This window comes from Bradyrhizobium barranii subsp. apii (assembly GCF_011516635.5).
Lineage (GTDB): Bacteria > Pseudomonadota > Alphaproteobacteria > Rhizobiales > Xanthobacteraceae > Bradyrhizobium > Bradyrhizobium barranii.
The window spans coordinates 21,451-35,538 of the sequence record NZ_CP096255.1 but is presented as its reverse complement, the minus strand read 5'-3'; the positions used below and the strand labels follow the sequence as shown (position 1 = coordinate 35,538).

General features: G+C 64.7%; 15 protein-coding genes. 9 read left to right on the top strand and 6 right to left on the bottom strand.

What is annotated here, in order from left to right:
• Nucleotides 1-77 precede the first annotated feature (77 nt).
• On the bottom strand, nucleotides 78-884 hold the full coding sequence (locus HAP41_RS00160) for an undecaprenyl-diphosphate phosphatase (protein ID WP_166066129.1): 807 nt from the start codon (nucleotides 882-884) through the stop codon (nucleotides 78-80).
• A gap of 168 nt (nucleotides 885-1,052) precedes the next feature.
• Between HAP41_RS00160 and HAP41_RS00155 the strand changes: the two genes are divergently transcribed.
• The 3 genes from HAP41_RS00155 (at nucleotide 1,053) to HAP41_RS00145 (ending at nucleotide 3,868) form a co-directional block, all read left to right on the top strand.
• Entirely contained in the window at nucleotides 1,053-1,745 is a 693-nt protein-coding gene (locus tag HAP41_RS00155) for a glutathione S-transferase family protein (RefSeq protein ID WP_063980220.1), read from the top strand.
• Complete coding sequence (gene queG, locus HAP41_RS00150; RefSeq protein WP_224580551.1) at nucleotides 1,694-2,929, top strand: tRNA epoxyqueuosine(34) reductase QueG; 1,236 nt, start codon at nucleotides 1,694-1,696, stop codon at nucleotides 2,927-2,929. Before HAP41_RS00155 ends, queG begins: the two co-directional genes overlap by 52 nt.
• A 141-nt stretch (nucleotides 2,930-3,070) precedes the next feature.
• Nucleotides 3,071-3,868, top strand: coding sequence for an acyl-CoA thioesterase domain-containing protein (locus tag HAP41_RS00145; RefSeq protein WP_166066130.1), 798 nt, complete (start codon nucleotides 3,071-3,073; stop codon nucleotides 3,866-3,868).
• Nucleotides 3,869-3,934: 66 nt separating this feature from the next.
• Here HAP41_RS00145 and HAP41_RS00140 read toward each other — a convergent pair whose 3' ends face one another.
• The gene (locus tag HAP41_RS00140; RefSeq protein WP_166066131.1) at nucleotides 3,935-4,402 is read right to left on the bottom strand and encodes a nuclear transport factor 2 family protein; all 468 of its coding nucleotides are present in this window, start codon (nucleotides 4,400-4,402) and stop codon (nucleotides 3,935-3,937) included.
• A 192-nt stretch (nucleotides 4,403-4,594) separates the two neighbouring features.
• Complete coding sequence (locus HAP41_RS00135; RefSeq protein WP_166066132.1) at nucleotides 4,595-5,383, bottom strand: alpha/beta hydrolase; 789 nt, start codon at nucleotides 5,381-5,383, stop codon at nucleotides 4,595-4,597.
• Nucleotides 5,384-5,631: 248 nt separating this feature from the next.
• Between HAP41_RS00135 and infC the strand changes: the two genes are divergently transcribed.
• Nucleotides 5,632-6,171: a translation initiation factor IF-3 gene (gene infC / locus HAP41_RS00130; protein ID WP_071917037.1), complete on the top strand. Its 540-nt coding sequence runs from the start codon at nucleotides 5,632-5,634 to the stop codon at nucleotides 6,169-6,171.
• Between the two features lie 63 nt (nucleotides 6,172-6,234).
• Here infC and HAP41_RS00125 read toward each other — a convergent pair whose 3' ends face one another.
• The gene (locus HAP41_RS00125; RefSeq protein WP_085404991.1) at nucleotides 6,235-6,639 is read right to left on the bottom strand and encodes a hypothetical protein; all 405 of its coding nucleotides are present in this window, start codon (nucleotides 6,637-6,639) and stop codon (nucleotides 6,235-6,237) included.
• Between the two features lie 271 nt (nucleotides 6,640-6,910).
• On the opposite strand from HAP41_RS00125, the gene rpmI reads away from it, so the two are divergent.
• Both rpmI and rplT read left to right on the top strand, forming a co-directional pair.
• Nucleotides 6,911-7,111, top strand: coding sequence for a 50S ribosomal protein L35 (rpmI, locus tag HAP41_RS00120; protein WP_008539890.1), 201 nt, complete (start codon nucleotides 6,911-6,913; stop codon nucleotides 7,109-7,111).
• Between the two features lie 88 nt (nucleotides 7,112-7,199).
• A complete protein-coding gene (gene rplT / locus HAP41_RS00115; RefSeq protein WP_014490867.1) occupies nucleotides 7,200-7,559 on the top strand; it encodes a 50S ribosomal protein L20 in 360 nt (119 codons plus the stop codon).
• A gap of 26 nt (nucleotides 7,560-7,585) precedes the next feature.
• Here rplT and HAP41_RS00110 read toward each other — a convergent pair whose 3' ends face one another.
• Nucleotides 7,586-7,993: a hypothetical protein gene (locus HAP41_RS00110; RefSeq protein ID WP_166066133.1), complete on the bottom strand. Its 408-nt coding sequence runs from the start codon at nucleotides 7,991-7,993 to the stop codon at nucleotides 7,586-7,588.
• Nucleotides 7,994-8,129: 136 nt separating this feature from the next.
• Between HAP41_RS00110 and pheS the strand changes: the two genes are divergently transcribed.
• Genes pheS through HAP41_RS00095 form a run of 3 tightly spaced genes read left to right on the top strand, consistent with a single transcriptional unit; the run spans nucleotide 8,130 to nucleotide 12,384 of the window.
• On the top strand, nucleotides 8,130-9,212 hold the full coding sequence (pheS, locus tag HAP41_RS00105) for a phenylalanine--tRNA ligase subunit alpha (protein ID WP_166066134.1): 1,083 nt from the start codon (nucleotides 8,130-8,132) through the stop codon (nucleotides 9,210-9,212).
• On the top strand, nucleotides 9,209-11,617 hold the full coding sequence (gene pheT / locus HAP41_RS00100; RefSeq protein ID WP_166066135.1) for a phenylalanine--tRNA ligase subunit beta: 2,409 nt from the start codon (nucleotides 9,209-9,211) through the stop codon (nucleotides 11,615-11,617). Before pheS ends, pheT begins: the two co-directional genes overlap by 4 nt.
• Nucleotides 11,614-12,384 (top strand): sulfite exporter TauE/SafE family protein, encoded by a 771-nt coding sequence (locus tag HAP41_RS00095; protein ID WP_166066136.1) that lies wholly within the window; start codon nucleotides 11,614-11,616, stop codon nucleotides 12,382-12,384. The genes pheT and HAP41_RS00095 overlap by 4 nt, the downstream gene beginning before the upstream one ends.
• A 178-nt stretch (nucleotides 12,385-12,562) precedes the next feature.
• On the opposite strand, the gene HAP41_RS00090 is transcribed toward HAP41_RS00095, so the two are convergent.
• The gene (locus tag HAP41_RS00090) at nucleotides 12,563-13,951 is read right to left on the bottom strand and encodes a flavin monoamine oxidase family protein (protein WP_166066137.1); all 1,389 of its coding nucleotides are present in this window, start codon (nucleotides 13,949-13,951) and stop codon (nucleotides 12,563-12,565) included.
• Nucleotides 13,952-14,088 lie beyond the last annotated feature (137 nt).

The window sequence follows — 14,088 nt, the reverse complement described above, 5'->3', positions numbered from 1 at the left end:
CGCCGCCCTGCTCTGGAAACTGCCTACCGATCAAAAGCTTATATTGCGTTGAGGCGCGTCAGTGAGTTTTCGAGAGGTTAACGGCCGAGCGCCAGCGCGATCAGGCCGAGCGTGCCGACGATGACGCGCCACCAGGCGAACACCGCGAAGCCGTGGCGGGTGACGTAGCTCAAGAACGTCTTCACCACGATGATCGCGGTGATGAACGACGCCACGAAGCCGATCGCGACGATGCCCATGTGGTCCATCGTCATCTCGGAGCGGTTCTTGTAGAAATCGTAGGCGAACGCGCCGATCATGGTGGGGATGGCGAGAAAGAACGAGAACTCCGCCGCCGCGCGCTTGTCGGCGCCCAGAAACATCGCGGCGACGATGCTGGCGCCGGAGCGCGACACGCCCGGGATCATCGCGATGCACTGCGCGATGCCGATATAGAGATACATCAGCAGCGGAAAGCGGGTGGCGTCATGCTCGCGCGCCTTGAGATCGAGCCGATCGACCCACAGCAGGATGGCGCCGCCGACGATCAGCGAGAAGCACACGACCCAGGGATTGAACAGCAGGCTCTTGATGTATTTGCCGGCGACGAGACCGACGATGACCGCGGGCAGGAACGCCACCAGCACGCCGATCACGAAGCGGCGCGCATAGGCGTCGCCGGTGAACATACCGATCGCGACGTCCCACAATTTCTTGAAGTACAGCACAACGATCGCGAGGATCGCGCCGAGCTGGATCAGAACGGTAAACGAATCCCAGAAGGCGCCTTCGCCGAGATGGAAGAAGCGCTCCGCGAGCAGAAGGTGGCCGGTCGAGGACACGGGAAGGAACTCGGTCACACCCTCGATGATGCCGAGGATCACTGCCCGTATTGCGTCTGACATATTTACGGTCCATTTCCGCTGGAAAAGCGGGCTCTTCTCGCCTATTCGTCCTGCTCTCGCAATCGCAAAATGCGACGTCACGCCCTTGCCGCGCGGTTTTGAAGGACTAGTGTGGCGCCGCACAAACATTGATGGATTCTTAATCACCATCAAATAGTCAAAGGCTTCATGTTTACGCTGTTTCATCATCCGTTCTGCCCGCATTCGCGTTTCATCCGCCTGATCGCGGGAGAATACGGGCTCGAATTGCGGCTGGTCGAAGAACGCAGCTGGGAGCGGCGCGAGGCATTTCTGCTGCTCAATGCGGCCGGCACCACGCCCGTCCTGGTGGACAAGGAACAATCGCCCATACCGGGCGCCGCGATCATCGCCGAATATGTCGACGAGGCCTACGGCGCCGACATGGGACCGAAGCGCCTGATGCCGGAAACCGTCGCCGAGCGCGTCGAGGTGCGCCGGCTGATGGCCTGGTTCAACGAGAAATTCTTCGAGGAGGTCTCGCATCCTCTGGTCACCGAGCGGATCTACAAGCGCTTCATGAGCGAGGAGAACGGCGGCGGCGCGCCCTCGGCCGACGTGATGCGAGCCGCCAAGGCCAACGTGCGCTATCATCTGGCCTATATCGGCTGGCTGGCGCAGACGCGGAACTTCCTCGCCGGCGACCGGCTCACCTACGCGGACCTCGCCGCCGCGGCGCATCTCTCGGCGATCGACTATCTGGGCGACGTGCCATGGAGCGAGGACGACGCAGCAAAGGCGTGGTACGCGCGGGTGAAATCCCGCCCGTCGTTCCGTCCGCTGCTGAGCGAATGGCTGGCGGGCGTGCCGGCATCGCGGACCTACGTGGACCTCGACTTCTGAACTTCGATCCGACCGAACTGAAGGCGGCGCTTGCAAACGAGGCACGCGCGCTCGGCTTCGATTGCATCGGCATCACCGCTTCCGGCACGATCGAAAACGCCGGGAAGCATTTTCTCGAATTCATCGCCTCGGGCGGCCATGGCGACATGGACTGGCTTGCAGCACACCCCGAGCGCCGCGTCGATCCGCGCGGGCTGTGGCAGGACGTGCGCAGCGTCATCATGCTCGGCGTCAACTATGGGCCCGACCAGGATCCGCTCGCGATCCTGCAGCAGCGCACGCGCGCGGCGATCTCGGTCTATGCGCAGGGCGACGACTATCACGATCTTATCAAGAAGCGCTTGAAGGCGCTGGCGCGCTGGCTGGTCGCGACCGCGCCATCGGACGTCAAGGTGTTCGTCGACACCGCGGCGGTGATGGAGAAGCCGTTGGCGCAAGCCGCGCATCTGGGCTGGCAGGGCAAGCACACCAATCTCGTCTCGCGCGAGTTCGGCTCCTGGCTATTCCTCGGTGCGATCTACACGACGCTCGAGCTGCCGCGCGACGACGCCGAGATCGATCATTGCGGCTCGTGCCAGGCGTGCCTCGACATCTGCCCGACGTCGGCGTTTCCGGCGCCCTACAAGCTCGATGCGCGGCGCTGCATCTCGTATCTCACCATCGAGAACAAGGGACCGATCCCGCGCGAGTTTCGCAAGGCCATCGGCAATCGCATCTATGGCTGCGACGATTGCCTTGCGGCGTGTCCCTGGAACAAGTTCGCGCAGGAGGGACGCGAGGCAAAGCTCGCCGCGCGCGACGAATTGCGCGCGCCGTCGCTTGCCGAACTCGCACGGCTCGACGACGCCGCGTTTCGCGCGCTGTTCACGAAGTCGCCGGTGAAGCGCATCGGCCGCGACCGCTTTTTGCGGAACGTGCTGGTCGCGATTGGTAACTCCGGTGAGGCGATGCTGGCGACGGAGGTACGGCGATTGCTCGGCGATGAGAGCGCTTTGGTGCGTGGCGCTGCGGTGTGGGCGCTGGAGCAGCTGGTGTCGCGCGGAGAGTTTGAGGCGATGAGGTTTGCCGCGATGAGCACGGAGCGCGACGACGGCGTGCGTGAGGAGTGGCAGGCCGCTTCCCAACTCTCCACTGTCATGCCCCGCGAAGGCGGGGCATCCAGTACGCCGCGGCCTCTCGATTGAAGCACAATCGTCTCGGAGTACTGGATCGCCCGGTCAAGCCGGGCGATGACACCGTTGTTGTGGTGAGAGCGCTTCTCGCCTCCTCATCCTGAGGATTGGGGGACCTTGATTTCCTCACGCGTTTCCTCAAAGTCGCGCGTCATGACAAACATGCCTCTCTTCACCCGCGACGGCGATACATTCCATCCGACGGAAGTGGCCAACGGTCCCTGGGATCCGAAATCGCTGCACGGACGCGTCATCGTCGGCCTACTCGGCTTCGCCATCGAGGAGCGCCATTCCGGCCTTGAATTCGTCCCGGCGCGGCTCACGGTCGACATGTTTCGGCTGCCGACCATCGACAAGCCGATCGAGGTGACGACGCGGCTGGTGCGCGACGGACTACGCATTCGCGTGGTCGAGGCCGAATTTGTCTCCGGCGGCGTCAGCATGGCGCGTGCCTCGTGCCAGCTGCTGCGCAAAACGCAGAATCCGGACGGCAACGTCTGGTCGCCGCCGAACTGGGACGTGCCGAAGCCGGACGACATTCCCAAGCCCACCGATCCCAGGCTCGGCATGAACGGCAAGTGGACGACGCGGCCGATCGTCGGCCATATGGGCTCGCTCGGTCCGCGCCGGCTCTGGATGAGCGAGGTGCGCGAGCTCGTGGCCGGCGTGCCGATGACGCCGTTCGTGCATGTCGCTGTCGGCGCCGATTTCGCAAGCCCCTTTGCGAACGCCGGCGACAACGGGCTCGGCTACATCAACAGCGACGTGACGATCTATCTGCACCGGCTGCCGGTGACGAACTGGATCGGCTTCGACGTGGTCAATCACCAGGCGACCGATGGTGTCGCGATCGGCGAATGCTGGCTCTACGACGAGCAAGGCCCGATCGGCACCGCCACCGTCGCAGCACTGGCACAGCGCAAGCCGATGGCGAATCCGTCGAAGCGATAGTCGTTACTGTCATTCCGGGGCGCGCGCAGCGCGAGCCCGGAATGACAAGAGGAGAGGGCCGCGCGGCTACGCCAGATGCCGCTGCATCTCCGCCCGCGCTTTCAGCTCAGCACCCTGCTTGCCGACGATCTTCGCGATCCGTTCCGGCGCAAACTTCAGATCGACGAACGCCGGCGCGGTGTTGGCGACCTCGTGATAGCTCACGATCTTGCCGTCGCGCAGGGTCATGATCGCGACGCCCTCGAACATCGCCCGCGCGCCGTTCGCTTCGGCCAAGGTCGAGCGATAGCTGAAAGTGTAGCGCGCATAGAGCGTGGTGCCGTCGGTGACGGGATCATGCATGTCCCAGCGGAAATCGGTCGCCGTGCGATAGAACCAGTCGCCGACCATCGCTGCGATCTTTTCGCGGCCTTCGAAGGCACCGTAGAAGACGTCGTGATAGACGCCGTCCTCGGTGAAGAGAGCCGCGAAGGCTTTTCCGTTACGCTGTTCGACGGCGTCGCAAAAGGTGCGCAGCATCGTGGTGGCGGTCATCGTATTTGCCTCCCAGTGTTTCTTGTTGTGCCCTCTCCACTTGTGGGGAGGGTAGCTCCGCTCGTTGACACGCATTCACTTGGGTGAGGGGTCTGTCTCCGCGAGTCCAACTCTCATTCGGACGTGCAGAGACAACCCCTCATCCGGCGCTTCGCGCCACCTTCCCCCACAAGGGGGGAAGGAAGAAAACTCTCACCCGATCTCGGCCACCGCGGCAAGAATGCGGGCGATGTCCTGCGGACGGGAGAGGCGGTGATCGCCGTCCTGGATCATGGTGAGCACGACGTCGTCGGCCGGCAGGCGATGCGTCAGCGCGAAGGCGTGCTGCCAGGGCACATCCGGATCCTGCGCGCCCTGGAGGATGCGGACGGGACAGCCGAGATCGATGGCGCTGCCGAGCACGAGGTGATTGCGGCCCTCCTCAATCAGATTCCGCGTGATCGGATAGGGCGAGCCATCGCCATAGTCCGACGGCCGCAGCCAGAAGCCCTTGGTCTCGATTTCTTTCTTCACCCCGGCCGAAAAATTCTTCCACATCAGCTCCTCGGTGAAGTCGGGCGCCGGCGCGATCAGCACCAGGCCCGCAAGCGACGCTTGACTGGCCCGCTTCCTGATCTCGCGCGCGAGCAGCAGCGCCATCCAGCCGCCCATGGAGGAACCGATCAGGACCTGCGGGCCGTCGCAGAACCGCTCGAACACCGCCACGCTGTCCTCGAGCCAGCTTCCGATGGTTCCATCGGCGAACTCGCCGCCGGATTCGCCATGGCCGGAATAATCGAACCGGACCGCGGCGCGGCCATGGTCCGCGGCCCAGGCATCCAGCGCCACGGCCTTGCTGCCCTGCATGTCCGACTTGAACCCGCCGAGCCAGACCAGTCCGGGTCCGCGACCGGCGCGCCTGCGCACCGCGATCCTGCGTGCGGACGGGCCCTCGCCCACATCGATGAAGCCGAGCACGGCTTCGGGAATTGCATTGCTCATGGAACGTTTACTCTGGTTGTTCGGTTTGAACTGTCTGGATGCGTTCCGGGGCCCAGCCCAGCATCGCTATTGCCCTTTGGGACGCTTGCGGAACAGAAGCAAGGTGTCTATGTCCTGCAGCGTGCCCATGGGCGTGACCAAAATGCCTCGCATTTGAGGCTTTTTCGCCTCCCGCACGCGACTTGCTTGCCCGCAAACGCATCTTCCTTCAGACTAGCCGCCTCTTTCACAATTTTGGAGAACCACCCATTCGCCGTCCCAATAAAGCCCCGCCCGTTGCCAGCAAAGACGGGCCGCGCATCAATGATGATATTCGCAATGCGCAAATCCAGCTGATCGATCAGACCGGTGACAACAAGGGCACGGTCGAAACCGTCATGGCCATCCGTATGGCCCAGGAAGCTGGCATGGATCTGGTCGAGATTTCGCCGAATGTCAGCCCTCCCGTCTGCAAGATCATGGACTACGGGAAGTACAAGTATTCCGCCCAGAAAAAGGCCGCCGAAGCCCGCAAGCGGCAGAAGATCGTCGAGATCAAGGAGATCAAGCTCCGCCCGATGATCGACGACCACGATTACGACGTGAAGATGCGCGCGATGCAGCGGTTCTTCGAAGAGGGTGACAAGGTCAAGATCACGCTGCGCTATCGCGGCCGCGAAATGGCGCACCAGGAGATCGGCACCAAGCTTCTGGACAAGATCAAGAACGATGTCGCCGAGCTCGCCAAGGTCGAGCAGGACGCCAGGTTCGAGGGCCGTCAGGTCGTCATGGTGCTGGCGCCGCGCTGACGTCCGTTTTTCAGGACTGAGAGTTCAACGGCCCGTCCGGATTTCCGGCGGGCCGTTTGTGTATCAGGACCGGGTCGCATGCCAGATGCCGCTGCAGCGGTCGCCGGAAATGATGCCGTTCCAGGAGCCTGCACCGGCCACCCCGCCGAGCCGGCCGCCTCCACTGGCGTGGGACGCGCCGACCGAGACCTGGACCGCGACGGCGCCGCCGCGACGAACCGTGCCGGAGACCCGGCCGCCGCCGGCGGATGACACCCGGCCGCCGGTGACGGTGAAGGGGACGCTGTAACCGGAACTGCAATTGCCCCGCGTGGTGGCGAAAGTGACATTCCAGATGCCGTCATAGCTGCCGATACGGGCGTCGGCGGTCGAGGGCAGCATGGCCGTGGCCAGCACGGCAAGCAGCGCCAGGCGGCGCGGGCGGGCGAGGTCCGTCAAGGACGAAAGCGATCGGGGAAAATGGGCCATTTTGGTCTTGCTCCAGGCAACATGGCTTGGACATATGGGTGGTAACTCCGAATAGTCGCCAGGCAGGTTTCGGCGGTTCAGCGTTGCCATTTGGCTTGTCCTCTGTCATAAGCCCAGCCTTCATCGCCCGGCTGATTAAGGGCTGCCGTGGCGGTGTCCGTGCGGGTTTCGCGCTTGTTCGTAAAACCTGAGCACAATCAACGCTCTAACGAGCATTTTTGACGGCCAGCCGCCTTCGCGGGCGGGTTTCTGTGGCCATTAGGAGAGCCAAATGCCCAAGCTGAAGACCAAATCGGGCGCTAAAAAGCGCTTCAAGGTGACTGCCACCGGCAAAGTGATGCACGCCCAGCGCGGCAAGCGTCACGGCATGATCAAGCGGACGAAGAAGCAGATCCGTCAGCTGCGCGGCACTCGCGTGCTGTTCAAGACCGACGGCGACAACGTCAAGAAGTACTTCTTGCCGAACGCCTGATCGCGTCCAAGATCGTCGAAGATCATTGCCACCTCCGCCGCGCTCGCGCGGCGATCCGAAAACCAAGTCATCTCTGAAGGATTTTGTCATGTCTCGCGTCAAACGCGGTGTGACCGCCCACGCCAAGCACAAGAAAGTCTACAAGGCCGCCAAGGGTTTCTACGGCCGCCGCAAGAACACCATCCGCGCCGCCAAGCCGGCCGTGGAAAAGGCCCAGCAGTACGCGTTCCGTGATCGCAAGCGCAAGAAGCGGACTTTCCGCGCGCTCTGGATCCAGCGTCTCAACGCCGCTGTGCGTCCGTTCGGCCTGACCTACAGCCGATTTATCGACGGTCTCGCCAAGTCGGGCATCACCGTGGACCGCAAGGTGCTGTCGGATCTCGCGATCCACGAGCCTGCGTCGTTCCAGGCGATCGCCGAGAAGGCCAAGGCTGCGCTGGCCGCCTAAGCGGCTGCTTCAGAGCAAGCCCAGCACTAACGGCCGGCTCCGCCGGCCTTCAGCGCACGTCGCGAGTAACGCTGGGCGACCTCCGCCCGGTAGAAGGCCGTGGCCGAGATATACATGGTGCCGGACTTGTTCCGGTACTTCCGGTCGCAGACCCGCAACTCGCGCTGATAGCTGAGCTTCTGCGGCGTTCTCAGCCGGCCGACAAAATCGGCCTCGCACTTCTTCTCGACCGCTTCGCCGAATTGCACGTCGCCGCTGGCGCCGTATGCGCAAGCATCGAACAGCGTCATGGCACGGTTGCAGCTCGGCGCCGCGTTCAGGACCGCGATGATGTCATCCATCGACGTCGATTTGGCCGGGCATTCCTCCGCGGCGTGAGCCGCGCTCCCCAAAAGAACCAAGCTCAAGCCGACCACCCAGGATCGTAAACGCATCGTCTTCTCCCTCGACTTCAGGTTGGTGCCAGCCATGCCTATAGGGTTCAAATGCCCTGCATTTACGACGGCTATACGGCTTGACGTTCCGGCCCGGCTGCGGCCACAACCGGCAGCGTTTTGAAAGGATCCGACCGTGTCCGACCTCGCCAGTCTCGTCCAATCCATCCTCGCGCAGATCAGTGCTGCCGGGGACGAAGCCGCCCTCGAAGCCGTCCGCGTTGCGTCCCTCGGCAAGAAGGGCTCGATCTCCGCCTTGCTTGCGACGCTCGGCAAGATGTCGCCGGACGAGCGCAAGACGCAAGGCGCCGCGATCAACCAGGCCAAGGACGAGGTCACCCAGGCCCTCGCCGCGCGGCGCGACGTGCTGAAGTCGGCGGCGCTCGATGCGCGGATCGCATCCGAGACCATCGACGTCACCCTGCCGCTGCGCGATGCGCCGACTGAAGCCGGCCGCATCCATCCGCTGAGCCAGGTCTGGGACGAGTTGACGACGATCTTCGCCGACATGGGATTCTCGGTCGCGGAAGGCCCCGACATCGAGACCGACGACTACAACTTCACCAAGCTGAATTTCCCGGAAGGCCATCCCGCCCGCGAGATGCACGACACCTTCTTCTTCCATCCGAAGGAGGACGGCTCGCGCATGCTGCTGCGAACCCACACCTCGCCGGTGCAGGTGCGCACCATGCTGAGCCAGAAGCCGCCGATCCGCGTGATCTGCCCGGGCCGCACCTACCGCATCGATTCGGACGCGACCCACACGCCGCAATTCCACCAGGTCGAAGGCCTTGTCATCGACAAGCACTCGCATCTCGGCCACCTCAAGTGGATCCTGCACGAGTTCTGCAAGGCGTTCTTCGAGGTCGACCACATCAACATGCGCTTCCGGCCGTCGTTCTTCCCGTTCACCGAGCCGTCGCTGGAAGTCGACATCCAGTGCCGCCGCGACAAGGGCGAGATCCGGTTCGGCGAGGGCGAGGACTGGCTCGAGATTCTCGGCTGCGGCATGGTGCATCCGAACGTGCTGCGCGCCTGCGGCATCGATCCCGACGAGTACCAGGGCTTTGCCTGGGGCATGGGCATCGACCGCATCGCCATGCTGAAATACGGCATCGCCGATTTGCGCCAGCTGTTCGACAGCGACGTCCGCTGGCTGTCCCATTACGGCTTCAAGCCGCTCGAAGTGCCGACGCTTGCGGGAGGACTGAGCTCGTGAAATTCACCCTCTCCTGGCTGAAGGATCATCTCGACACCGACGAGCCCCTGGAAAAGCTCGCCGACAAGCTCACCATGATCGGGCTCGAGGTCGAGAACATCGAGGACAAGGCGAAGGCGCTGAAGCCGTTCACCATCGCGAAGGTGATCTCGGCCGAGCAGCATCCGAATGCGGATCGCCTGCGCGTCTGCATGGTCGACACCGGCGATGGTGGCGCACCGGTGCAGGTCGTGTGCGGCGCGCCGAATGCGCGCACGGGCCTGGTCAGCGTGTTCTCGCCGCCGGGGACCTACATTCCCGGCAAGGACATCACGCTCGGTGTCGGCACCATCCGCGGCGTCGAGAGCCGCGGCATGCTGTGCTCGGCGGCTGAACTCCAGATCTCCAACGACCATGACGGCATCATGGAGCTGCCGGCGGATGCGCCGATCGGCGCTGCTTACGCCGCATGGGCGGGCCTCGGCGATCCCGTGGTCGAGATCAATCTGACGCCGAACCGGCAGGACTGCACCGGCGTGCACGGCATCGCGCGCGATCTCGCCGCCGCCGACATGGGCAAGTTCAAGGACCCCACGATCAAGCCGATCAAGGGTGAATTCCCGTGCCCCGTGAAGGTCACGGTCGAGGACGCCACGCTGTGTCCGGGTTTCGCGCTGCGCCTGGTGCGCGGGGTGAAGAACGGGCCGTCGCCGGAATGGCTGCAGAAGCGGCTGACCGCGATCGGGCTGCGTCCGATCAATGCGCTGGTCGACATCACCAACTTCATGACCTACGACCGCGCCCGTCCGCTGCACGTGTTCGACGCCAAGAAGGTGAAGGGCAATCTCGTCGTGCGCCGCGCCCGCGATGGCGAGGCGCTGCTCGCGCTCGACGGCCGCACCTACAATCTCGATCCCGCCATCTGCGTGATCGCAGACGAGCACGGCGTCGAATCGCTCGCCGGCATCATGGGCGGCGAGGCCTCGGGCTGCGACGAGAACACCACCGACGTGCTGATCGAATCGGCGCTGTGGAACGAGATCAACATCGCCCAGACCGGCCGCAAGCTCGGCATCAATTCGGACGCGCGCTATCGCTTCGAGCGCGGCGTCGACCCGGCCTTCATGGTGCCGGGACTCGAGCTCGCGACCAAGCTGGTGATGGAGATGTGCGGCGGCGCGCCGTCCGAGAACGTGGTCGTCGGCAAGGCTTTCGGCGACGATCGCGTGATCGATTTCCCCGTTACCGAGGTCAAGCGGCTCTCCGGCATCGAGGTGCCGCAGCCGGAGATGAAGCGCATCCTGACCCATCTCGGCTTCATGATGGCCGGACCGGGTCCGGTGGTGAAGGTCGCGGTGCCCTCGTGGCGCACCGATGTGCATGGCAAGGCCGACATCGTCGAGGAGATCGTGCGCATCTACGGCGTCGACAAGGTGCCGATGAGGCCGTTCGAGCGCGGCGAGGACGCGCGCAAGCCGGTGCTGACGCCGCTCCAGCTCCGCACCCGCCGCGCCAGGCGCGCACTCGCGAGCCGCGGCATCATCGAAGCGGTGACCTGGTCCTTCATCACGAAGTCTGCGGCAACCCTGTTCGGCGGCGGCCAGCGCGAGCTCGAAGTGGCCAACCCGATCGCCTCGGATCTCTCCGACATGCGGCCGACCCTGTTGGCGGGCCTGATCGCAGCGGCGCAGTCCAACGCCGATCGCGGCTTCGGCGATGTCGCGCTGTTCGAGGTCGGCCAGCTGTTCAAAGGCGACCGCCCGCAGGATCAGTTCATGGCGGCCAGCGGCGTTCGGCGTGGCTTTGCCTCGTCCGAAGGTCTGGGACGGCACTGGTCGGGTTCGGCGCAGGCCGAATTGTTCGACGCCAAGGCCGACGCGCTCGCGGTGCTTGCCGTTGCCGGTGCACCGATGCAGGCGCTGCAGATCGTCGCGGGCGGACCAACCTGGCTGCACCCGGGTCGCTCGGGCACGATCCAGATCGGCCCGCAGAACGTGCTCGGCTATTTCGGCGAGATGCATCCGCGCGCGCTCGAGGCGCTCGGCGCCGATGGCCCGCTGATGGTGTTCGAGGTGATCCTCGACCGCATCCCCGAGGCGAAGAAGAAGCCGACCCGCGCCAAGCCCCTGATCGAGCTGTCGGCCTTCCAGCCGGTGTCGCGCGACTTCGCCTTCATTGTCGACCGCACCATCAAGGCCGGCGACATCGTTCGCGCCGCGCAAGGCGTCGACAAGAAGCTGATCACCGGCGTGAATGTCTTCGACGTCTACGAGGGCAAGGGCATCGATGACGGCAAGAAGTCGATCGCGATCGCCGTGACGATCCAGCCGCGCGAGAAGACGCTGACCGATCAGGAGATCGAGGCCGTCGCCGGGAAGATCGTGGCGGAAGTCACGAAGAAGACCGGCGGCGTCTTGCGCGGATGACCCTTGCGGATGTTCTTCCGAAGGACGTCAGCCTCACCGTTGCGATGGCGCTCTGCGCCGTCGCTTTTGTTTCGGGCACCGCGCGCGGCTTCTCCGGCTTCGGCTCGGCGCTGATCTTCATGCCGCTGGCGAGCAGCATCGCGGCGCCGCGTCTCGTTGCCGCGCTGCTCCTCGTGATCGATTTCGTCGCGGCCCTGCCGCTGCTGCCCGACGCGTGGCGGAAGGCGGACCGCAAGGCCACCGCGGTGATCGTGCTGGGCGCGCTGGTCGGCGTGCCGGTGGGCACCTATTTCCTCAGCGTGCTCGAGCCCGTCACGACGCGCTGGATCATCTCCTGCTTCGTCGCTGCGCTGTTGCTCCTGCTGCTGTCCGGCTGGCGCTATCGCGGCAAGGACCACGCCTGGCTCTCGGTCGGCATCGGCGGCCTCTCGGGCTTCTGTAGCGGACTGGCGCAGACCGGCGGCCCGCCGATCGTCGGCTACTGGCTCGGCCGCCCCATCGCGCCGATCGTCGCGCGCGCCAATATCGTGCTGTTCTTCGGCGCGTCGGATTTCTTCTCGATCGTCAGCTACGCGACGACCGGCCTGATCTCACGCGAATCGCTGGTGCTGTCGCTGATCGTCGGCCCGGTCTATGCGATCGGCGTCGCGTTCGGTGCGTCGCTGTTCGGCCGCGCCAGCGAAAAATTGTTCCGCGCGATTTGCTACGGTCTGATCGCGATGGCGGTGATCGCGGGGCTGCCGGTGCTGGACGGGATTTTGCGGTAACAATCTCCGCTGTCGTCCCTGCGAAAGCAGGGACCCATACCGCGTGATTTGTCGATAAGCGCAGGTGGCAGTACCGACCAAGGACCCCTAACTGCTAGCTTTCGCCAAACCACTCCCTGTGGTTATGGGTCCCTGCGTTCGCAGGGACGACAGCGGAGTGTTTGGCGACTTAATTGCCCTACTGCCGCGGCGCGCGGCGCTTCTTCGTCGACTGCGTCGGCACGTCGGCCGACTCGTCCTTGAGCGCGCCGATCTTGCGCAAGGCCGCATCCGCCGCGCGCTCGCCGCTTTCCCAGGCGCCGTCGACGGTGCCCCACAGCGTCTCGTGCGTGGCTTCGCCGGCGAGGAACAGGTTGCCGATCGGCTCGGTCAGGATCTTTCGCGAGAGCTGGCCGCCGGGCGAGGCCGCCGACATCGCGCCCATCACGAAAGGCGAGGCGTTCCAGCGCGTCGCGGTGGTCTTCTGCACGGCGGCCGCCGCCTCGCTGCCGAACAGCTTCGTGATCCATTCCCTGGCGAAGGCGACCATCGCCTTCTCGCCCTGCTCGGAGAGATCGCGGCCGAACGAGCCGCCGACATCGATCGAACACAGTGAGGAGCCGCCGATATTGGCGAGCATCAGCGCCGTGCGCGTCGAATTGCTCTGCTCGATGAGGATGTCATCGCGCGAGAGCCCCAGCGGATTACCCGGCAGTTGCAGCACGATGCGATCGTAGCTGCCGAGCGTGAGCTTTGACGCCGCATCGAGCGTGCGCTTGGGAATATCAGGCCCGAACTTGATCGCGCCCGACGTCAGCACATTGGTCGAGACCGTGACGATGGCGGCGCGTGCGGCGATCCTACCGGATGACGTCTCCACGCTGACATCGCGATTGCTCCAGGCAATCCTGCTCACCGGCGTCGACAGCGCCACCGGCGCCTGTTCGCCGAGCCTGGTGATCAGGGTCCCCAGGCCCTGGCGGCAGGCGATCGCGGTGTTGCGGTCCTGCGCACGCGCCTTGTCGATCGCCGAGAGCTCCTTGAGGTCTTTGCCCGCAAAGCTCGCACCGAGCACGAATTCGGCCGCACCGGCCCAGTCGCCGAGATCCTTCGGCAGCACCGAGGCGCAGGCCGTATCCAGCTTGCCGCGCCCGGCCTCGTCGATGGCGCGGTTGGCGCGCACCAACGCCGCCAGGAACTGTTCGGTCTCGCCCGCGCGCGCATTGCGGCGGCCGATACGCATCTTCTGGCCGGTCGGTGCCGGCAGCACGTCGAGCCCGGCACTGCGCGCCAGCCGGATCATCGGATTGGTCTCGGGATTGTGCATCCAGCGCGCGCCGCGATCGAACGGCACGTCGAAGGTCGTGTTGTCCGTGATACAGCGGCCGCCGATCTGGGATGCGGCTTCCACGACCACGACCTTGCGGTTGGCGGCCATGATGCGCCGCGCCGCGGCAATTCCGGCCGCTCCCGCACCGATCACGACGATGTCGGCCTCGCGCGGCGGGGGTGCGGCAGTCGCGCGCAGGACCGGCATCGCGGCAAGAGCCGCCGACGCCGATAGGAAGCTGCGGCGCGTGATTGTCATGTCATGGTTTCCGGGAACTTGCGGCGAATGGGAACAGCCCGCGAACCTTGCTGCATCTGGTGTTGCACGGCAACCATCATGGTGAATCAATCGTGCTTGATCTCACAGAGTGATGAACCGAATTGCAACACGTTTCG